Here is a 19,345-nt window from a genome sequence, read left to right as displayed (position 1 = left end):
GCCGTCACCCGGCCGGCCCCACGCGTCCCGCGAATGGGCTCCGGCCGCGCGCGGTACGGCCCCGCGCGGGCTGTGATGACAGCGAGGGCACGACGCGTGCCCCCGTACCCGGGTGCCGCGCGGCGTCGCCGTCGTACCGGTGCGCCGGTGTACGGCCGTCCGACCGTCCCGCCGCAGCCCGACGAGGAGCCGCTCCCATGCGCCGCACCGCCCGCGCCCTGTCCGCCGTCCTCGCCGCCGGTGCCGTGCTCGCCCTCGCCGGGCCCGCGTCCGCCGGCACCGCCGCGCCCGTGCCCTCCACCGACGGCGCCGTGCCACCCGGCCCGGTCGCCGAGGCCGGCCCCGGCACCGCCCCCGTGCCCTGCGACCCCCTCGGCGGGGCGGTGCCGGGCCCCCTCGGCGCCGGCTCACCGGAAGGGGAGCCCTGCGAGGGGGGCGTGCCGGACACCACGGGGCGCGACGGCAATGGAGGCGACGTCGCCGGGCGCGACGGTGCCGGGCAGGACGGTGCCGGGCAGGACGGTGCGGGTCAGGAGGCCGGCGGGTGGGACGGTGCCGGTCAGGCGGGGGGCGGGCAGGATCCGGGCGGGAGGGAGGGCGCCGTTCAGGACGGTGCCGGTGAAGACGCCGCCGGCCGGGACAGCACCGGGCGCGACAGCGGCTCCCAGGACGGTGCTGGGCGCGACGGCTCCGGGCAGGACGCTTCCGGGCACGACGGCTCGGGGCAGGACGGTTCCGGGCGCGACAGCGGTGGCCGGGATGCCGGAGGGCACGACGATCACGGGTGCGCGGAGTCCCACGGCGCGTCCTGCGCGGACGGTCACGCCGCCGTCCAGCACGGAGTGGACGCGGGACAGGGAGGCACCTTCGACGACTCGGTTCCGGCACTCGCCGCCGGCGGTGCCCTGATCGCCGCCGCCTGCGCGGGAGCCGGCTACCGGGTGTACGGCCGCCTGCGTGCCCCGGGAGGCCGGTCCACCGGGATGTGACCCCGTCGCCCCGCGGCACCGCCATGGAGCGGCCGCCGGCGGGTACATACCCTCCCGAGGGCACCGCCGAGGACCCCGTCCGCACCAGCCGTCGCGCATCCGGCGCGACACACCGGACGGCACGGACCACAGACGACGACAGACCGGCCCGGACCGCACGCGGCGAGGCCCGGACCGGCCGGCACGGCACGACGGACTGCGCGGAGGCGGACATGCGGCGGACGCACCCCGGGGAGGAGCGGGGCGAGGACCACGGCCCCGTCCGCTACGGCCCGCCCCTCCCCGGCGACGGCCTCCCCGTGCTCCCCGAACTCTCCGCCGTGCTCACCGCCGCGGCCGGCCGTGCCGACGCCCAGCCCGTCGGCGGCGCCCCCGCCCTCCTGGAGGCCGCCTGCGGCTACTGGACCCGCCGCGGACTGCCCTGCGGCCCCGACCAGGTGGCCGCGGGCCCCGGCGCCCCCGCCCTGCTGCTCGCCCTGACCGCCGCGCTCGCCGGGGACGGTGTCGACGTCCTCGTGCCCCGCCCCTGCGCCGCCTGGTGGGCCCCCTACGCGCGACTCCTCGGCCGGCCCGTCTTCCACGTGCCGACCCCGGCCGAGAGCGGCGGCGTCCCCGACCCCTACGCCCTGCTCGAAACGGTCCGCCGGGTCCGCGCCGAGGGCGGCGAGCCACGGCTGCTGGTGCTGTCCGTCGCCGACGACCCGACCGCCACCGTCGCCCCGCCCGAACTCCTGCACGAGACCGTCGAGGCCGCCACCGCCGAGGGCCTGCACCTGGTCAGCGACGAGACCTGGCGCGACACCGTGCACGCCCCGCACGAGACCGTCCTGGTCAGCCCCGCCGAGATGCGGCCCGACCACGTCACCGTCGTCACCGACCTGGCCGGCGCCCTGCTGCCCCCCGGCTGGCCCGCCGCCGTCGCCCGCTTCCCCGCCACCGGCGGCGGACGCCGGCTCCACGCGCGCGTGCTCGACATCCTCACCGCCCTCGGCGCCCGGATCGCCGCCCCGGTCGCCGCCGCCGCCGGCTACGCCCTCGACGAACCCGCGCCCCTCGCCGAGCGCCGCGAGGCCACCGTGCGGTTGCACGCGCGCGTGGCCGCCGCGGCGCACGCCGCCGTCGTCGCCGGCGGCGCGCTCGCCCGGCCGCCGCAGGCCGGCCGCCACCTGTACGCCGACCTCGGGCCGCTGCGCGAACTTCTCGCCGCCCAAGGCGTCGGTGACGCACAGGAACTGGAGGACCTGCTCACCACCCGGCTCGGCATGCCCGCGCCCGGCGGCCACCGCTTCGGCGACGACCTCGGGGCGCTGCGCGTGCGGCTCGCCACCGGGCCGCTGCTGGGCGGCACGGACGAGGAGCGCACGGAATGCCTCACGTCCCCCGCGCCGTTGGAACTGCCGCACGTGCAACGCGCGTTGATCTCCTTGAGGTCGGCCTTCGACGATCTCCGCGACGACGCTCAGCGATGGGAGTCTCCTCGATGACGCAGCAGACGCATGAGCCCGCCCCGGCCACGACGACCACGACAGCCGGCGAACCCCCTGCGCCGACCCCCCTCGCGCCCCCGTATCCGCCGCTGGCCCGACCCCGCCCCCTCGGTGAACACCGGGTCTGGCCCCGCACGTTCCACGACCGGCTCACCGCGCCCCTGCCCGGCCTCAGGGCCCTCGCCCGCTTCGCCCGCGAAGGCGCCGTACGCCCCGGCCCCGAAGGCCTCGCCGACATCGCCCGCCTGCCGTTCGAACCGGCGCCGCTGCCCCGCGCCGACGCCCGCACCCTCGCCGTCACCTGGGCGGGACACGCCAGCTGGATCGTCCGGCTCGGCGGACTGACCGTCCTCACCGACCCCGTCTGGTCCCGGCGCATCCTCGGCACCCCGGCCCGCGTCACGCCGGTGGGCGTGCCCTGGGACGCCCTGCCCCGCGTCGACGCCGTCGTCATCAGCCACAACCACTACGACCATCTGGACGCCCCCACCCTGCGCCGGCTCCCGCGCGACACCCCGGTGTTCGCGCCCGCGGGCCTCGGCCGCTGGTTCCGCCGGCGCCGGTTCACCGTCGTCACCGAACTGGACTGGTGGGAGGGCGCCGAACTCGCCGGGACCCGCTTCGACTTCGTGCCCGCCCACCACTGGTCCAAGCGCACCCTCAACGACACCTGCCACAGCCTGTGGGGCGGCTGGGTCCTCACCGCACCCGACGGACAGCGCCTGTACTTCGCCGGCGACACCGGCTACGGCCACTGGTTCTCCCGTGTCGGCCGCCGCTACCCCGGCATCGACCTCGCCCTGATGCCCATCGGCGCCTACGACCCCCGCTGGTGGCTCAGCGACGTCCACTGCGATCCCGACGAGGCGGTCCAGGCCACCCTCGACCTCGGCGCCCGCCGAATGGCCCCCATGCACTGGGGCACCTTCATCCTCTCCGCGGAGCCGCTCCTGGAACCGCTCACCCGGGTGCGGGCGGCCTGGGAGAAGGCGGGCCTGGAGCGTGCGGACCTGTGGGATCTACCGGTGGGCGGCTCCCGCGTCCTGGACCGGTAGGCGCCCTGAAGGACCGTGCGGCTCCGCCGCGGGAACGCGAGCCGGCCCGCGAGCCGGCGCACCGCCCCGCTCCGGCGGACCTCAGCCGGCCGCCCGGACCCGCCGCCACACCCCCGGCGCCGCACTGACGACGACGGTCAGCGCGACCGCCACCACGACCCCTTCCCACGGCTCACTGAACAACGAACCCCCCAGAATGCCGATCACCTGATAAGTGGCCGCCCAGGCGAGGCACGCGGGCAGGTTCCCCCGCGCGAACCTGCGCAGCGGCCACTGGGCCATCAGACACGCCAGCATCACCGGTATGCGGCCGGCCGGCACCAGCCGGGAGAGGACCAGCACCGCGATCCCGTGCTCGGTCAGCTTCCCGCGCGCCTGCGCCAGCCGCTCCTCCGGTGCCCGCGACCGTATCGCCTCCAGCCACCGCGACCCGTTCTTCGACCGCAACCCGCGCCGCCCCAGCCAGTACAGGGCGATGTCCCCGAGGAACGCGGCCGACGAGGCCGTCAGGAACACCAGCGCCAGGGCGAACGGCGCCGTCCGATGCACGGCGACCACCGCCGCCGAACTCACCAGCGCCCCCGTCGGCACGACCGGCACCAGCGCCCCGAGGAACACCAGCAGGAACAGCGAGGGATACCCGACCGCCCCGACCGCGTGCGGCGTGGACTCGGTCGTCACGGTTCTCGACGCCTCGGCCAGCCACGTCACCGCGCGACCTCCAGCCGCACACTCTCCCCGTGCTCCAGCTTGTGCACCGCGACGAGCGGCGCCGCCACGGCCGCCAGCCGCACGAACTCGTCGCCCGGCGCGTGGAACTCGTGCGGGCGCACCGCCTCCATGCCGATCGGCCAGTACGTCCCGTAGTGCACCGGCACCGCGGCCCGCGGCGCCAGCCGGGCCAGTGCCCGCGCGGCGCGTCCCGCGTCCAGATGCCCCTCCCCGAGATACGGTCCCCAGCCGCCCACCGGCAGCAGCGCCGCGTCCACCGGCCCGACCCGCTCGGCCATCGCGTCGAACAGCCCGGTGTCCCCGGCGAAGTAGGTGCGCGCCTCACCCTCCACGACATAGCCCAGCGCCGGGGAGCGCCGCGGGCCCACCGGCAGCCGCCGGCCGTCGTGCAGCGCCGGCACCACCCGGATCAGCACCTCGCCGATCCGCACCTCGTCCCCGGGAGCCACCTCGGTGATCCGCAGCTCTCGCAGCCGGCGCAGTCCGGGCACCGCCCGTGGTGCGCCCCGGGGCACGAGCAGGCGCGTGCCCGGGTCGAGGCGGGCCAGCGACGGCAGATGCAGATGATCGGCATGGAGATGGGACACCAGCGTCACGTCGGCCCGGCGGGCCTCGGCCGGGGGCACGGCACCCCGGCGGCGGCGCAGGTGCGCCAGCCGGCGGGCGAACAGGGGATCGGTGAGCACCCGGACGTTCGCATCCTCCACGGTGCAGGTTGCGTGACCCCACCAGGTGATCTCCAACGGCACCCTCTTCGCCTCCTTCACGCGACTCCCCGAAGCCTACGGGCAGGAGTAGGGTCGGCGGCGAAACCCGGAGGTGAGGGGGACGCCATGGGACAGCCGCGGGGTGCCTTCGGCGCGCTCGCCGTGGTGCGGGTCACCGCGATCGCGAGCCTGACACCCCTGGAGGAGCTGGAGGCCGACCCCTTCCTGGTGGACTCGCGCAGCCAGCACGCCATGTGCGCCCGCTGGGCCGCCGAGCGCGGCTACGTGGTGGCCCGGGAACTGCTCGTCGGCGGACTGCGCTTCGACCACTGCGCGCTCTGGGACGGGGTGCGCCCCGGCGTGGACGTGTTCGTCGCACCCAGCCTGCGGGTGCTGCGCAGAGCCCTGTCGTCGGTGGAGGAGTTCACCGCCGAGTGCGCGCGCCGGGGCGTGCGCGTGGAGACGGTGGGGCGGGCCGAGCCGTCGTACGACGCACAGATGAAGGCCCAGGTGCACCGGCGCCTGTCGATGCCGACGGCCGGCTACGACGGACGGTGACCCCGGCGGGCTCCCCGGCCCGCCCGGGCGGACGACGCCTCGTATGACAAGGTGGAGCCGGGCCCGACCGGGCCGGCGAAGCGAGAGGGGCCCTCTTCCGCGCGGAGGGAGGTCGGGGACGTGAGGTGTGGGGGGCGTGCGAGGCGTGCGGTGGCGGCGGATCGCCAGTCAGATCGGACGGAGCGTCACCGTATGGGCGGTCTCCACGGTCACCATGCTGGTCCTGGCCGCGCTCCTGCCCGACTTCCAGCTCCAGTCCGCCGACGGTGACAGCGCCACCCGTATCGCCGTCACCGCCGCCTGCGGCGCCGGTGCCTTCGGCGTCCTGTCCGCCGTGGTCTGGCCGCTCCTGGTCCGCCTGCTGCTGCTCGTCCCCGCCCTCGTCCTCGGCCTGCTGGTCTTCTTCCTCAACGGCTCCCTGCTGCTGCTCGCCCTGCGCATCAACCCCTCGGGCCGCGGCGAGGCCGCCCCCGAGACGGCCGTCATCGTCGCCGCCGTGATGTCCGCCGTCGCCTCCGCCACCGGCGCTGCCCTCGCCGTACGCGACGACGAGACCTACCGGCGGCGCCTGCACCGCCTGGCCACCCGCGGCCGCCGGGTCCGCCCGCCCTGCCCCACCACCCCGGGCCTGGTCTGCGTCCAGCTCGACGGGGTCGGCCACGACGTTCTCACGGACGCGGTCCGCAGGGGCCTGATGCCGACGGTCGCCCGCTGGCTGGCGACGGCCGACGGCCCGCGGCCGGCCGACGGCGGGACACCGCCGACCCACCGCCTCACGCCCTGGCGCACCGACTGGTCCAGCCAGACCGGCGCCAGCCAGCTCGGCATCCTGCACGGCAGCACCTTCGACGTGCCCGCCTTCCGCTGGTACGAGAAGGACCGGGGCGAGGTGATGGTGTGCAACCGGCCGACGAGCGCGGTCGAGCTGCAGCGTCGCGCCATGCTGCGCACCGGGGACGGCGGACTGCTCTCCGTCGACGGCGCCAGCCGCGGCAACCTCTTCAGCGGCGGCGCCGGCGAACAGGCCCTCGTCCTGTCGATAGCCACCCGCCGCCGCAGGGGGGCGAACCGTTCCCGCGCCGGCTACTTCGCCTACTTCTGCGACCCGGCGAACGCCGTCCGCACCGCGCTCTCCTTCGTCGCCGAGGTGGCCCGCGAGATCGGCCAGTCCACCCGCGCCCGCCTGCGGGGACAGCGCCCGCGCGTCGGCCGGGGCGGCCTCTACCCCTTCGTCCGCGCCTTCGCCACCGTCGTCGAACGGGACGTCGTCGTCGCCGCGGTCATGGGCGACCTGCTCGCCGGCCGCACCGCCGTCTACGCCGACCTCGTCGCCTACGACGAGGTCGCCCACCACTCCGGACCGCGCAGCCGCGACGCCGAGAAGGTGCTCCAGCGCCTCGACCGCTGCCTCGCCCTCCTCGAACGTGTCGCCGAACACGCCCCGCGCCCCTACCGGATCGTCGTCCTCTCCGACCACGGGCAGAGCCCCGGCGAGACCTTCCGGGCCCGCTACGGTCTCACCCTCGGCGACCTCGTCCGGGCCGGCTGCGGACTGCACGTCCCCCGCCGCGCCGAGCGGACGCGCAGCGGCGCCGAGGCCCGCGCCGCCGTCCGCGCGGCGCTGCGCCGGCCCGTGGAGGAGAGGGACGCCCGCGACCGGCCCGCCCGCCGGCCCGAACCGATCGTGCTGGCCTCCGGCAACCTCGGCCTGGTCTCCTTCCCCGACGTGCCGCACCGCATGACCAAGGAGGAGATCGACGCCCGCCACCCCGCCCTGCTCACCACCCTTGCCAACCACCCCGGCATCGGCTTCCTGCTGGTGCGCAGCGAGGAGCACGGCGGGGTGGTGCTCGGGGCGTACGGCGCCGAGATCCCGCTGGCCGAGCTGGACGACGAGTCCGGACCGCTGGCCCGCTTCGGGCCCGGCGCCGCCGACGCCGTCCGCCGCACCCACTCCTTCCCGCACACTGCGGACATCATGGTGAACTCCGCCCACGACCCCGCCGACGGCGAAGTGCTCGCCTTCGAGGAGCAGATCGGCTCCCACGGCGGGCTCGGCGGCGCCCAGTCCCGCCCGTTCCTGCTCTCGCCGCGGGAGCTGTCGCCGCCGGCCGAGGACGGCGCCGAGCCGGCCGGCGCCGAGCACGTCCACCGCGTCCTGCGCCGCTGGCTGGGCGAGCTGGACGGCCCGCAGGTGCCGCTCGGCACGGATGTGGAGGAGGAGCGGGCGGCCTGAGCTCCGGCCGCGCCCGTACCGTCGCACCCCCGTACCGTGCCGGTCCGGCCGGACGGGGAAGTCACCTTCCGTTCACTCCGCGTGGGCCGGTCTTCGGAGTGCGGCGAGCCCGGATGTGATCGGATAGGGAGACTCGGGAACCCCGGGTACCGCGACACTCGCGAAAGGAAGCAACGTGGCAACCACGCGCACCGCGCACACCGTCTGGGAAGGCAATCTGCTCGAAGGCAACGGTGTCGTCACCTTCGACTCCTCCGGCATCGGCCAGCAGCCGGTGTCGTGGCCGTCGCGCGCCGAGCAGGCGAACGGCAAGACCAGCCCCGAGGAGCTGATCGCCGCCGCCCACTCCAGCTGCTTCTCCATGGCCCTCTCGCACGGGCTGGCCGGCGCGGGCACCCCGCCCACCCGGCTGGAGACCAAGGCGGACGTCACCTTCCAGCCGGGCGAGGGCATCACCGGCATCCACCTCACCGTGCGCGGCGAGGTGCCCGGCCTGGACGCGGAGGGCTTCGCCTCCGCCGCCGAGGACGCCAAGAAGAACTGCCCGGTCAGCCAGGCCCTGACGGGTACGACCATCACGCTGACGGCCGAACTGGCCTGACGCGCGCGGGTGCCGCGTCCCGCCGGGGGCGCGGCACCGCCCCGCCCGGAGTGTCAGCCGCCGAGCCGCTCCCCGCCGCCGGCACGAACAGGCCCACCACATGGCCGGCGAGCACGAACAGGTAGCGCCGGACCAGCCCGGCCACCGGCAGGGCGACGGCGATGCAGGGCAGGGCGCCCCGGAGGAGGCCGGTCATCGGCGTACCCCGGCGAGTGTGGTCGGCAGGGTGGCGCACACCGCGTCCAGGACGCCCGCGTACGGGGTGCCGTAGTCGGTGAGCCGCGCACGCAGCTGTTCCAGGCCGTCGCGGTACTCGGTGAGCAGGCTGGTGTCGCCGGTCCGCGCGGTGAACTCCAGCACCGCCGGCAGGAAGTCCGGCAGCTCCTCGCCGCTGAACTCCAGGCCGTGCCGGCGGTACAGCTCCTTGACGCGGACCAGGGACATCCCGCGCCGCCGGGTGTCGCCGTCGTGCCACCAGCTCAGGTACAGGCTGTGCCGGTTGCGGAAGTCGAAGACCCGCACGTAGTGGGCGGCCAGTTCCTGGGGTGGGGTGACGGCCGCGTGGTCGGTGAACTCGCGCAGCTGCGGGGCGGCCTGGCGCAGCAGCGGCAGCCGGGCGATGAAGTCGTCGTCCGGGTAGGTCAGGCAGAGGGCCGCCGCCTGGTAGAGCACCGCGTCCGAGGGCATCAGGCCTCCTTCGCGTCGTCGGTCGTCTGCCGTCGGCGCAGCAGATGAAAGTTCTCCACGGACACCAGCGGAAGGTTCCCGCGGCCGGAGTCCCGGCCGAACGGCCCGTCGCCGCCCATGCCGGGGCCGCCCGCGTAGTCGAGGCTGCACCCCCCGGGCAGCGCGGACCACGAGGTCCCTGCTGACGTCCAGGTGGTCCACCGCCAGCTCGCTGAGCCGGTCCGCGAGCGCCTTGAACGTGTCGAAGCCGGTGCGGGCCTGCGCCGGCCGCGTGCGACACCAGCCGCTCCGGGCCGTATCGGAGGCCGGCCCAGGCCGGCACCGGGTGCGTGGGCGTCCCCGGCCGGAAGAGGCGGCAGGCCGCCAGCAGGGCCGCGCCGGGCTCTCTCGGCGGTGTCCGCGTGTCGGTCACGAGCGCTCCCTCGGTCGCCCCGTACTCCGAACCTAGGGGCGGCCCCGGGAACCCACCTGTCCGGGGACCCGTACGGGTCACCGGGCGCCGGCCGCGGCGATCCGCGGTCAGAGGCTCTCGCGGTGCTCCCGCAGCAGCCTCAGCGTCCGCTGGGCGGAGGCGGCCCGGGCCGTCATGTGGTCCAGCACCTCCAGGTGCGCGGCCACCTCCCGGCGCGAGTCCAGGTACAGGGCGCCGGTCAGGTACTCCGTGAACACCATGTCCGGCAGCTCCGGCTCGGCGAACCGGAACAGCGTGAACGGCGCGTACGTCCCCGGATGCGGGCCCGCCGCGAACTCGGCGATCTGCAGCGTCACCCGGTCGCGGACGGCGTACTCCAGCAGCCGGTCCAGCTGGTCCCGCAGCACCTCGGGCCGCATGCTCACCGGACGCCTGAGCACCGTCTCGTCCATGATCACCCACAGGTGGGGCGGGTCCTCCCGCTCCAGCAGCCGCTGCCGCTCCATGCGCAGCGACACATGCCGCTCCACCGACTCGGGCGAGGTCTGCCCGATCGTCCCCGCCTCCATCACCGCACGCGCGTAGTCCTCCGTCTGCAGCAGGCCGGGCACGAAGTGCGGCTCGTAGGAGCGTATGATCCGCGCGGCGCCCTCCAGGCTGACGTACAGGCTGAACCAGTCCGGCAGGACGTCGTGGAACCGCTGCCACCAGCCCGGCTGGTTCGCCTCCTCGGCCAGCCGGACGAACGCGTCGGCCTCCTCCTCGGCCACCCCGTAGGTGGTCAGCAGCACCTGCACGTAGGGGATCTTCAGCGCGACCTCGGCCATCTCCATCCGCCGCACGGTCGCCGACGCCACCCTGAGGACCCGGGCTGCCTCGTCGCGGCCGAGCCCCGCCGCCTCCCGCAGCTCCTGCAACCGCTTGCCGAGCACCACCTGGCCCACGGTGGGCGCAGCCCGCCGCTCACTCACGCCACGCCCTCCCCTACGCGCCGATACGCGGGGAGCAGTCTGTCACGGGTCGCCGTCCCGCACACGTGACCGAGGCGACGAACCCGGCCGGTGCGAACTCAACCAGCCACGGTGTGCAGGTACTTGGCGGTCGCCCGGTCCGCCGGCAGGAACGTCTCGATGGCCAGTTCCGCGACGGTCACGTCCATCGGCGTGTTGAACGTGGAGATCGAGGACACGAACGACAGGGTGTGGCCGGCGTGCTCGATGTGCAGCGGCAGCGCGAAGTACGGCACGGGCTCGGCCGGTGCGGTACCGGGCGGCTCCTCGGGCACCGGGTAGGCCGCCACCTCCTCGTACAGGGCGCGGAGCCGGTCCGAGCGGTGCAGGGCGATCTCCCGCTCCATCTGGGCCAGCAGGTGCCCGCGCCACTCCCGCAGGTTGCGGATGCGCGGCGCCATCCCCTCCGGGTGCAGCGTCAGCCGCATCGCGTTCGGCGCCGGGGTCATCAGCTTCTCCGGCACGCCCTCCAGGAGCATGGCGATGCCCCGGTTCGCGGCGACGACCGTGTAACCGGCGTCGACGACCAGCGCGGGGTAGGGCTCGTAGCCCCGGATGAGCCGCTCCATGCCGTCGCGCAGTGCCTGCAGCGCCGGGTCGTCCAGCGGTGTCTCCGGATAGTGCGGGGCGTAACCGGCCGCCAGCAGCAGGGCGTTGCGCTCGCGCACCGGCACGTCGAGCCGTTCGGCGAGGCGCAGCACCATCTCCTCGCTCGGCCGGGACCTGCCGGTCTCGACGAAGCTGATGTGCCGCGCGGAGGAATCGGCGCGCAGGGCCAGCTCCAGCTGGGAGATCTTGCGCCGCTCGCGCCAGGCACGCAGCAGCGGGCCGACTCCCTTGCCGGTGGGGGCCGCGGTGGGTTCGGACGCGACGATCGTCATACCGTCGACCCTACCGGTACCGGTCGGCACACCCGGCGGCCGCAACCACCGGCCGGACACGCCTGGTTGGAGGATGGACCCGCACCGGAGCCGCCGGACGGGTGCGCGCCGGGCGCGGTCGCGCGCCGTCCGCCGCCGACGCGTCGGCACGTCGCGTTCGGCGCCGGCGTGGCACGCTGAACCCGTATCCGGCGCGGGCCCTCGACGGGGAGCCTCCTCCACGGGGGCGCGTGCCGAACCGTCATGACACGAAGGGAGCGCCGGCCATGGCCGTCGAACCGCTGTCGCAGAAGGAGATCGAGGACCGGCTGGCGGAACTGCCCGGCTGGTCCGTGGACGGCGACCGCCTCACCCGCACCTACCGGCTCGGCTCGCACTTCGCGGCGGCGGCGCTGGTCGTGCACATCGCCGGGATCCAGGACGAGCTGGACCACCACTCCGACCTCACCCTCGGCTACAACACCGTCTCCCTCGGCGTGAACACCCACAGCGCGGGCGGCGTCCTCACCGAGATGGACTTCTCCCTCGCCCGCAAGGTGGAGGACATCGCCCCAGGCCACGGAGCACACTGAGCGATGTGCTCGACTACGAGAAGGAAGCCGGCCGCTATGACGCCTCCCGCGGCGGCGAGGCTCGTGCCGAGGCCGCCGCTCAGGCCGTCCTCGGTCTGATCCCCGGAGGCGCGGGCCGCCTTCTCGATGTCGCCTGCGGCACCGGGCTGGTCACCCGGCTGTTCGCCGACGCGCGCCCGGGGCTGCGGGTGACCGGTGCGGACCTCACCCCCGCCATGGTCCGCATGGCCTCGGCGCGGCTGCCCGGCGCGGTCGTGCGGGCCGACAGCCGCCGGCTGCCCTTCCCCGACGGCTCGTTCGACGCGGTCACCACGATCTGGCTGCTGCACCTGCTGGCCGACGACGTGGGCGCGGTGATCGCCGAGTGCGCCCGCGTACTGCGGCCCGGCGGGGTGTACGTGACCACCGTCGACAAGGCCGCCGGACACGACGTCGGCAGCGACATCGACGTCGTCCTCGCCGGCCGCCCGCGCCGCCCCGCGGCCGACGCCGCCGGCACCGTCACCGCGCACGCCACCGGGCACGGGCTCCGGCCCGCCGGGCACGCCGTCTTCCGCGGCGCCGGACAGGGCCGCAGCCCCCGCGAGACCATCGCCGACCTGCGCCGCGGCTGGTTCACGCTGCTGCCGCCCGGTGAGCCCCGCACCGAGGAGTTCGCCGCCCGCCTGGCCGGCCTCCCGGACCAGGACCGCCCCCGGCCCGACCCGCGCTTCGGCGTACGGGCCTTCCGGAAGCCCGTGGCGGGCGAGGACGGCGGCTCGGCGGCGGGCGGCGACGACTGAACGGCCGCCCTGCCCGGCCTCTTTCGGGGTACGCCGGACGACGCGGCCCCGCTCCGCCGTGTGCGTATGCCGAGGTCGTAGCCCTGGGCACCTATGGACACGATTTCATTACAGGGGCTTCACATTCCGTTTCGGGGGGTGATCATTTAAGTCTCAACAGCACACCCGAGGGGGGACCATGAGCACCGACATCACACCACCGCCCATGCCGGGCCACGGACCGGCGGTCCCTCCGCCCCCGCCGATGCCGCCTAACAAGCCCCGCACCGCCCTCGTCGCCGCGGTGGCGGCCGTGGCGGCGGCCGTGGTCTCGTCCCTGGTCACGGTGGGCGTCACCGGTGGCACCGAAGCCGATCCGGCGCCCACCGTCACCGTCACGAAGACCGCCGCCGCGGACGACGGCGCCGCCCCGGCCGACGCCGAGGCCACGCCGGCCGCCGAGGACACGGAGACCGCCGAGGCCGACGAGGACGGGGTCTACGCGCTGGACGACACCGTCGTCTACGACCCGGGCACCGAGGTGAGTCTCACGGGGCTCAAGCGGGCCGTGACCGGCGAGTACGCCGACCCCGAGAACACGCCCTACCTCCAGTTCACCGTCCGGCTCAAGAACGCTGGAAGCAAGCCCCTCGACGCCACGCAGCTCACCGTCAACTGCTCCTACGGCCGGCAGGGCAAGAGCTCCGGCTCGGTCTTCGACTCCGACGCGGGCCTGGAGGGCGGGCCGGAGACCAAGCTCCTCGCCGGCCGCTCGCTCGACGTGCCCTGGGGCTGTGAACTCCCCAAGGGCGAGAAGCTGATCCAGATCGAGGTCACCCCCGACTTCGACTCGGACGCGGCGATCTTCACCGGAAACGTCAGGTAGCGGACCGCACGGGGGCGCGGATCCTGCACGGCGCCCCCGCCCCGCCGGCCTATTCCAGGAGCTCCGCGTACGAGCCCATGGCCGGGGCGATGTCCGCCTGGGCCCGGAACCGCCCCACCAAGGAGCCGTACCTCAAGGTCACCGACAGCGTGCACGGGCAGACCGTGCGCCAGTCGAAGTGGGTCGACTGGAACCAGTACGTGGACGAGCGGTCCTTCGCGCAGGCGCTGCGGGACAAGCTCGTCGCGGCCGGGTTCGACTCCGGCCTCGGCGTGCTGATCGACACCTCGCGCAACGGCTGGGGCGGCTCCGCCCGGCCCACCGGGGCCGGGCCGCTGACCTCCGTCGACGACTATGTCAACGGCGGCCGCGTCGACCGGCGCATCCACGCCGGCAACTGGTGCAACCAGAGCGGAGCCGGCCTCGGCGAACGGCCGACCGCCGCCCCGGCGGCCGGCATCGACGCCTACGTGTGGGTGAAGCCCCCGGGGGAGTCGCACGGGGCCAGCCCCGCCGTCGACAACGACGAGGGCAAGGACTTCGACCGGATGTGCGACCCCACCTACGGCGGCAACGCCCGCAACGGCGACAACCCCACGGGCGCCCTGCCGGGCTCGCCGCGGGCCGGGCACTGGTTCTCCGCCCGGTTCAGGCAGCTGATGCAGAACTCCTACCCGCCGCTGTCCTGACCCGGCGGAGGTGGCCGGGTCCCGTTTGCCGCATCGGCAACAGAAGCGGCCCGCGGGCCGGGTGCCGTCGCACGCTGACGGCACCCGGACGAGAGGCCGACCACCATGGCGCACGACCAGCACGACCGCCGCCGCGGCGGGCACCGGCACGTCCACGGCAACGGCCACGGACACCGGCCCGGCGGCGCCCCGGCCGCGCGTACGCGCCCGTCCTCCGTCCGCCGGGTCAGCCCGACTGCCGTGTGACGGGCGTCAGTTGTTCGCGAGGAACTGCTTGGCCAGCTGGTCCCCGAGGGAGACCGCGGCGCTGTGGCTCTCGATGGGGGAGACCTTGGAGTTCTTGAACAGGATGTAGGTCACGCCCGAATCGGTGCCGCCGGTCTCCGGGTCGGGGTCGATGCCGAGCGCCTTGGCGGTGGCGTACGAGGCCTCGCCTATGATCTTCGTGGGGCCGGTGTCGCCGACGACGGCGTACTCGACCTTGTTGTTGTAGACGACGGCGACGACACCGCCGCCCTTGATGCCGGCGCCCGAGTAGTTCCAGATGCTGCTGGAGCTGGGCACGACGACGTAGGGCAGGGTCTCCGCCTTCAGCGGCTTGCCGTCGGACTGGTGGAACGCGGTGTCGTCCTGGTACCAGGGGTCGCGGTCCTCGTTGCAGTTGGTGGTGCGCTGGCCGTCGCAGTCGACGTCCATGTCGGCCTTCCAGAACACCGCGCCGTTCTTGCCGCACACAGGGACCGTGGCCGACGTCTCGTCGTCGGTCTTGTACTTGCCGTTGGAGATCTGCGAACAGGACGTCACCTTGGCGAGCAGGTCGGCCGCGCTCACCGTGCCCTCCTGCGCGGACCTGGGGGAGTCCGTGGCCGAGGCGTGGGCGGGGAGGAGACCGGCGGCGAGCAGGGCGGTGCCGGAGGCCGCGGCGAGGGTCAGGGTGCGAAGGCGCATGTGGGGGCCCTTCTGTTAGGAAAGTTTCCTTACCGGGTGCGGTCCACCGTGACGCTGTCGGCATGCCCTCGTCAACCCCAGGGTTGCGAACGGCTGAAACGCGCGCGTATTGCGGTGATTTCGGTCGCTGGAGAGACTGGTTGAGCCGGATGGGTGGTTTTTGTCCGGCTTTGTCTGCGGTCACCGTCCCCGGAGGCGAGGCTCATGTTCGTACGCGCGGTGTATGCGACCGGTGATCCGGCCCTGCTCGACGCGGCCGTCCGGTCGCTGAACAGCGGGGGACGGGACCTGCTGGAGGAACGCCCCGGGTACCGCGGAGCGGGTGTGTTCGCGGACCGGGAACTCGGCAAACTCCTCGCGGTGAGCTGGTGGGAGACCGAGGGGGCGCGGCGCAACAGCGACGACGTGATGCGCGAGCGGCGCGGGGGGCTCCTGGAGCCGTTCGCCGGCACGGTGTCGGTCGCCAACTACGAGGCCGCGGTGTTCCACCAGGTCGAGCACCCGCGCCAGGGCGGCGGACTGCGCGCCGCCAGAATGGAGTTCGACCCGCGGGACGCGGATCTGGTCGTCGACACCTTCCGGGCCACGGTGGTGCCGAGGGTCGAGCCGCTTCCGGGGCTGGCCTGGACATACCTGCTGATCGACCGCGAGCGGGGGCTGGGCGTGGCCGGGGTCCTGTTCGTCGACCGCGCCTCGCTGACCGCCTCGCGCGCGGCCGTGGCCGCCGTGCGGCACGAGGCGTCGGCGAAGGCGCAGATGGACGTGGTCGGCCTGGAGGAGCTCGAGGTGGTGTACGCGGACGTGCGCTTCGACTGAACCGCGCCGGGCGGAAGTCCCGTTGGACCGTTCCGCGCGGGTGCCGCGGCTTCGCCGCGCCCGGACCGCCCGGCCGGTGCGCGGTCCCGGAAACGGCACACGGCCGTACGTCCCGCCGGTGGGCGGGACGTACGGCCGCGCCGGACCGGGGCACCGGCCCCGGGCGGGGGTCAGCCCATGTCGAAGGTGGCGGGGTCGGGCCCCAGACGCCGGTCCTCGTTGAGCGCGCTGATCGCCGCGAGGTCCTCGGTGTCCAGGCTGAAGTCGAACACCTCGATGTTCTCCTTGATCCGGGACGGCGTCACGGACTTCGGGATCACCACGTTGCCCAGCTGGATGTGCCAGCGCAGCACCACCTGGGCCGGGGTGCGGTCGTGCTTCCGTGCGATCGCGACGACCGCCGGCACCTCCAGCAGGCCCTTGCCCTGGCCGAGCGGGGACCAGGCCTCGGTGGCGATGCCCTGCTCCGCGTGGAACTCCCGCGCCTCGTGCTGCTGCAGATGCGGGTGCAGCTCGATCTGGTTGACCGCCGGGACGACCGAGGTCTCGGCGAGCAGCCGCCGCAGGTGCTCGGGCAGGAAGTTGGAGACACCGATCGCCCGTACGCGGCCGTCGGCGTGCAGCTTCTCGAGCGCCTTGTAGGTGTCGGTGTACTTGTCCCGGGACGGCAGCGGCCAGTGGATCAGGTACAGGTCGACGTGGTCGAGTCCCAGCTTCTCGAGCGACGCGTCGAAGGCGCGCAGCGTGGAGTCGTAGCCCTGGTCGCTGTTCCAGATCTTGGTGGTGACGAAGATGTCCTCGCGGGGCAGGCCTGAGGCTGCGATGGCCTTGCCGGTGCCCTCTTCGTTGCCGTAGATCGCGGCGGTGTCGATGCTGCGGTATCCGGCCTCCAGCGCCGTGGCGACGGCCCGCTCGGCCTCGTCGTCAGGCACCTGCCAGACGCCGAAGCCCAGCTGGGGCATCTCGACGCCGTTGTTGAGGATGATCGGGGGGACCTTGCTGCTCACGAGCCTTTGATCCTTCGGTTGTCTACAGGTGGTACTCCCATCGTCAACGATCACGGCCCGCCCCGCATTCCTGTCTGCGGAATCCGTTCCGACTGATCGGCCCGTCAGCGGTCCGGGCGGACGGGCCCACGGCGCGACGAGGGGAACGTCAGGTCCGGTAGAGGGCCTCCACCTCGTTCCCGTACGCCTTCTCGATCGCCTTCCGCTTCAGCTTCAGCGACGGCGTCAGCAGACCGTGTTCCTCGGTGAACGGCTGGGCCAGGATGCGGAAGGTGCGGATCGCCTCGGCCTGGGAGACAAGGGTGTTGGCGGCGACCACCGCCCGCCGCACCTCCGTCTCCAGATCGGCGTCGCGCACCAGGTCGGCCGGGGTCATCCTCGGCTTGGCGCGCATCTGCAGCCAGTGTTCGACCGCCTCCTGGTCCAGCGTGACCAGGGCGGCGATGTAGGGGCGGTCGTTGCCGACCAAGATGCACTGGTTGACCAGCGGGTGCTCGCGGACCCGTTCCTCCAGCACGCCCGGGGAGACGCTCTTGCCGCCGGAGGTCACCAGGATCTCCTTCTTGCGGCCGGTGATGGTCAGATAGCCGTCCTCGTCCAGCGCACCTAGGTCACCGGTGGCGAGCCAGCCGTCGTGCAGGGTCTCGTCGGTGGCCTTCGGGTTGTTGAGGTAGCCCTGGAAGACGTTGCCGCCGCGCAGCCAGATCTCCCCGTCGTCGGCGATGTGCACGGTCACGCCCGGGATGGCCTGGCCCACGGTGCCGTAGCGGGTCCGCTCGGGCGGGTTGGCGGTCGCCGCGGCCGTCGACTCGGTCAGGCCGTAGCCCTCGTAGATCTGCACGCCCGCGCCCGCGAAGAACAGCCCCAGCCGGCGGTCCATCGCCGATCCGCCGGACATCGCGTTGCGGATACGGCCGCCCATCGCGGCGCGGACCTTCCCGTAGACGAGCTTGTCGAAGAGCTGGTGCTGCATCCGCAGCCCCGCCGACGGGCCGGGTCCGGTCCCCCACGCCTTCGCCTCCACCGCCTCCGCGTACTTCACGGCGATGTCGACGGCCTTCTCGAACGGCCCCGCCTTGCCCTCCTTCTCGGCCTTGCGGCGGGCCGCGTTGAACACCTTCTCGAAGATGTAGGGCACCGCGAGGATGAACGTCGGCCGGAACGCCGCCAGGTCGGGCAGCAGGGCGGCGGCGTGCAGCTGCGGCTGGTGCCCGAAGCGGACCCGGCCGCGGATCGCGGCGACCTCCACCATCCGCCCGAAGACGTGCGCGAGCGGCAGGAACAGCAGCGTGGACGCCGCGTCGTCCTTCTTGGTGTGGAACACCGGCTGCCACCGCTCGATCATCGTGTCCGCCTCGAACATGAAGTTGGCGTGCGAGAGGACACAGCCCTTGGGGCGGCCGGTGGTGCCGGAGGTGTAGATGATCGTGGCGACCGAGTCCGGGGTGACCGCCTCCCGGTGCCGGTGCACCACCTCGTCGTCCAGGTGCGCCCCGGCGTCGTACAGCTCCCGCACGCAGCCGGCGTCCAGCTGCCACAGCTCGCGCAGCTGCGGCAGCCGGTCGATGACGGTGGCGATGGTCATCGCGTGGTCCTCGTGCTCCACGATCGCCGCGGACACCTCGGCGTCGTACAGCATCCAGAAGCACTGCTCGGCGGAGGAGGTCGGGTAGACGGGCACCACCTGGGCGCCGATGGTCCACAGGGCGAAGTCGAAGAGGGTCCACTCGTAGCGGGTGCGGGACATGATCGCGACCCGGTCGCCGAAGCGGATGCCACGGGCGAGCAGGCCCTTGGCGAGCGCGAGGACCTCGTCGCGGAACTCGGTGGCGGTGACGTCCCGCCACTGTCCGGTGTCGTCCTTGCGGCCGAGCGCGATGTGCAGGGGGTCGGTCCGGGCATGCTCGAAGACGACGTCTGCCAGACCGCCCACCGGCGGCGGCGACGCCAGCGGAGGGTTGGTGAACTCGCGCAACCTCGCTCCCCGTCTCTCGCACCTCAGTGCCGTTGGTCCGCGTACCGCACAGCGCGGTGAAAGCTACCCCAACGTGCCCGGCCCACGGGAGGGGGTGGAAACCGAGCAAACCTCACGTTTTTCCCGGACGGTGACCGGGAAATGCCCGCACATGGGGAAGGGCCGGACACAATACTGACGGGTCAGTAAGTTTCGGTGCCGTAATCTCCACCGAATCCATACGCGCCGATTACCGGGGCTCACGCCACCGGGGCGGCCCCGGAGCCCCGCTCCGTGACCGCCCCGGACGCCGCTGCCGCCGGTCGCCGCCGCCTCGGCCGCGGCACACCACCGCTC

At 74.0% G+C, this 19,345-nt stretch carries 19 protein-coding genes and 2 pseudogenes; 11 read left to right on the top strand and 10 right to left on the bottom strand.

The genetic code is table 11. The features are described 5' to 3' along the window. The first annotated feature begins 197 nt into the window (after window positions 1-197). The 3 genes from FHS34_RS25585 (at window position 198) to FHS34_RS25575 (ending at window position 3,531) form a co-directional block, all read left to right on the top strand. The gene (locus tag FHS34_RS25585; protein ID WP_184969431.1) at window positions 198-989 is read left to right on the top strand and encodes a hypothetical protein; all 792 of its coding nucleotides are present in this window, start codon (window positions 198-200) and stop codon (window positions 987-989) included. 212 nt (window positions 990-1,201) lie between these two features. Beyond that, a complete protein-coding gene (locus FHS34_RS25580; protein WP_184969429.1) occupies window positions 1,202-2,473 on the top strand; it encodes an aminotransferase class I/II-fold pyridoxal phosphate-dependent enzyme in 1,272 nt (423 codons plus the stop codon). Further along, entirely contained in the window at window positions 2,470-3,531 is a 1,062-nt protein-coding gene (locus FHS34_RS25575; RefSeq protein ID WP_184969427.1) for an MBL fold metallo-hydrolase, read from the top strand. The genes FHS34_RS25580 and FHS34_RS25575 overlap by 4 nt, the downstream gene beginning before the upstream one ends. A gap of 81 nt (window positions 3,532-3,612) precedes the next feature. Here the strand turns inward: FHS34_RS25575 and FHS34_RS25570 are convergent, their stop codons facing one another. Together FHS34_RS25570 and FHS34_RS25565 are read right to left on the bottom strand one after the other, a co-directional pair. Continuing rightward, complete coding sequence (locus FHS34_RS25570) at window positions 3,613-4,242, bottom strand: DedA family protein (RefSeq protein WP_184969425.1); 630 nt, start codon at window positions 4,240-4,242, stop codon at window positions 3,613-3,615. Beyond that, complete coding sequence (locus FHS34_RS25565; protein ID WP_184969423.1) at window positions 4,239-5,012, bottom strand: MBL fold metallo-hydrolase; 774 nt, start codon at window positions 5,010-5,012, stop codon at window positions 4,239-4,241. The genes FHS34_RS25570 and FHS34_RS25565 overlap by 4 nt, the downstream gene beginning before the upstream one ends. Window positions 5,013-5,096: 84 nt before the next feature. On the opposite strand from FHS34_RS25565, the gene FHS34_RS25560 reads away from it, so the two are divergent. The 3 genes from FHS34_RS25560 (at window position 5,097) to FHS34_RS25550 (ending at window position 8,365) form a co-directional block, all read left to right on the top strand. Further along, window positions 5,097-5,528, top strand: coding sequence for a hypothetical protein (locus FHS34_RS25560; protein WP_184969421.1), 432 nt, complete (start codon window positions 5,097-5,099; stop codon window positions 5,526-5,528). A 136-nt stretch (window positions 5,529-5,664) separates the two neighbouring features. Continuing rightward, entirely contained in the window at window positions 5,665-7,764 is a 2,100-nt protein-coding gene (locus FHS34_RS25555; protein ID WP_184969419.1) for a phage holin family protein, read from the top strand. Between the two features lie 175 nt (window positions 7,765-7,939). After that, complete coding sequence (locus FHS34_RS25550; protein WP_184969417.1) at window positions 7,940-8,365, top strand: OsmC family protein; 426 nt, start codon at window positions 7,940-7,942, stop codon at window positions 8,363-8,365. Here FHS34_RS25550 and FHS34_RS25545 read toward each other — a convergent pair. The 5 genes and pseudogenes from FHS34_RS25545 to FHS34_RS25525 all read right to left on the bottom strand — a co-directional run bounded on the left by FHS34_RS25545 (window position 8,340) and on the right by FHS34_RS25525 (window position 11,355). Continuing rightward, window positions 8,340-8,561, bottom strand: coding sequence for a hypothetical protein (locus FHS34_RS25545; protein ID WP_184969416.1), 222 nt, complete (start codon window positions 8,559-8,561; stop codon window positions 8,340-8,342). The genes FHS34_RS25550 and FHS34_RS25545 overlap by 26 nt on opposite strands. Next, window positions 8,558-9,052, bottom strand: coding sequence for a nitrate reductase molybdenum cofactor assembly chaperone (gene narJ, locus FHS34_RS25540; RefSeq protein WP_184969414.1), 495 nt, complete (start codon window positions 9,050-9,052; stop codon window positions 8,558-8,560). Before narJ ends, FHS34_RS25545 begins: the two co-directional genes overlap by 4 nt. Further along, window positions 9,052-9,222, bottom strand: a pseudogene (gene narY / locus FHS34_RS25535) (nitrate reductase subunit beta); the annotation flags it as partial. The pseudogene narY and the gene narJ, both read right to left, overlap by 1 nt. Before the next feature lie 349 nt (window positions 9,223-9,571). Then, window positions 9,572-10,435, bottom strand: coding sequence for a Sco1979 family transcriptional regulator (locus tag FHS34_RS25530; protein ID WP_184969412.1), 864 nt, complete (start codon window positions 10,433-10,435; stop codon window positions 9,572-9,574). Between the two features lie 98 nt (window positions 10,436-10,533). Then, the gene (locus FHS34_RS25525) at window positions 10,534-11,355 is read right to left on the bottom strand and encodes a helix-turn-helix domain-containing protein (RefSeq protein WP_184969410.1); all 822 of its coding nucleotides are present in this window, start codon (window positions 11,353-11,355) and stop codon (window positions 10,534-10,536) included. A 266-nt stretch (window positions 11,356-11,621) separates the two neighbouring features. On the opposite strand from FHS34_RS25525, the gene FHS34_RS25520 reads away from it, so the two are divergent. The 4 genes and pseudogenes from FHS34_RS25520 to FHS34_RS25505 form a co-directional block, all read left to right on the top strand. Beyond that, a complete protein-coding gene (locus tag FHS34_RS25520) occupies window positions 11,622-11,927 on the top strand; it encodes a 4a-hydroxytetrahydrobiopterin dehydratase (RefSeq protein ID WP_184969408.1) in 306 nt (101 codons plus the stop codon). A gap of 5 nt (window positions 11,928-11,932) precedes the next feature. Beyond that, complete coding sequence (locus FHS34_RS25515; protein WP_184969406.1) at window positions 11,933-12,709, top strand: class I SAM-dependent methyltransferase; 777 nt, start codon at window positions 11,933-11,935, stop codon at window positions 12,707-12,709. 178 nt (window positions 12,710-12,887) lie between these two features. Beyond that, entirely contained in the window at window positions 12,888-13,574 is a 687-nt protein-coding gene (locus FHS34_RS43505; protein ID WP_184969404.1) for a hypothetical protein, read from the top strand. Between the two features lie 110 nt (window positions 13,575-13,684). Further along, a pseudogene (locus tag FHS34_RS25505) lies at window positions 13,685-14,263 on the top strand (glycoside hydrolase family 6 protein); the annotation flags it as partial. Between the two features lie 252 nt (window positions 14,264-14,515). On the opposite strand, the gene FHS34_RS25500 reads toward FHS34_RS25505, so the two are convergent. Further along, window positions 14,516-15,211 (bottom strand): glycoside hydrolase family 75 protein, encoded by a 696-nt coding sequence (locus FHS34_RS25500; RefSeq protein WP_184969402.1) that lies wholly within the window; start codon window positions 15,209-15,211, stop codon window positions 14,516-14,518. Between the two features lie 204 nt (window positions 15,212-15,415). On the opposite strand from FHS34_RS25500, the gene FHS34_RS25495 reads away from it, so the two are divergent. Continuing rightward, entirely contained in the window at window positions 15,416-16,027 is a 612-nt protein-coding gene (locus FHS34_RS25495) for a hypothetical protein (protein WP_184969399.1), read from the top strand. Window positions 16,028-16,197: 170 nt separating this feature from the next. Here FHS34_RS25495 and FHS34_RS25490 read toward each other — a convergent pair whose 3' ends face one another. Then, window positions 16,198-17,034: an aldo/keto reductase gene (locus FHS34_RS25490; RefSeq protein WP_184969397.1), complete on the bottom strand. Its 837-nt coding sequence runs from the start codon at window positions 17,032-17,034 to the stop codon at window positions 16,198-16,200. Between the two features lie 148 nt (window positions 17,035-17,182). After that, on the bottom strand, window positions 17,183-19,009 hold the full coding sequence (locus FHS34_RS25485) for an AMP-dependent synthetase/ligase (RefSeq protein WP_184969395.1): 1,827 nt from the start codon (window positions 19,007-19,009) through the stop codon (window positions 17,183-17,185). Window positions 19,010-19,345 lie beyond the last annotated feature (336 nt).

Origin of the sequence: Streptomyces echinatus (assembly GCF_014203595.1) — a bacterium.
GTDB classification, from domain to species: Bacteria; Actinomycetota; Actinomycetes; order Streptomycetales; family Streptomycetaceae; genus Streptomyces; species Streptomyces echinatus.
The sequence above is the reverse complement of the archived record's forward strand: the minus strand, read 5'-3'. Positions and strand labels throughout refer to the sequence as shown.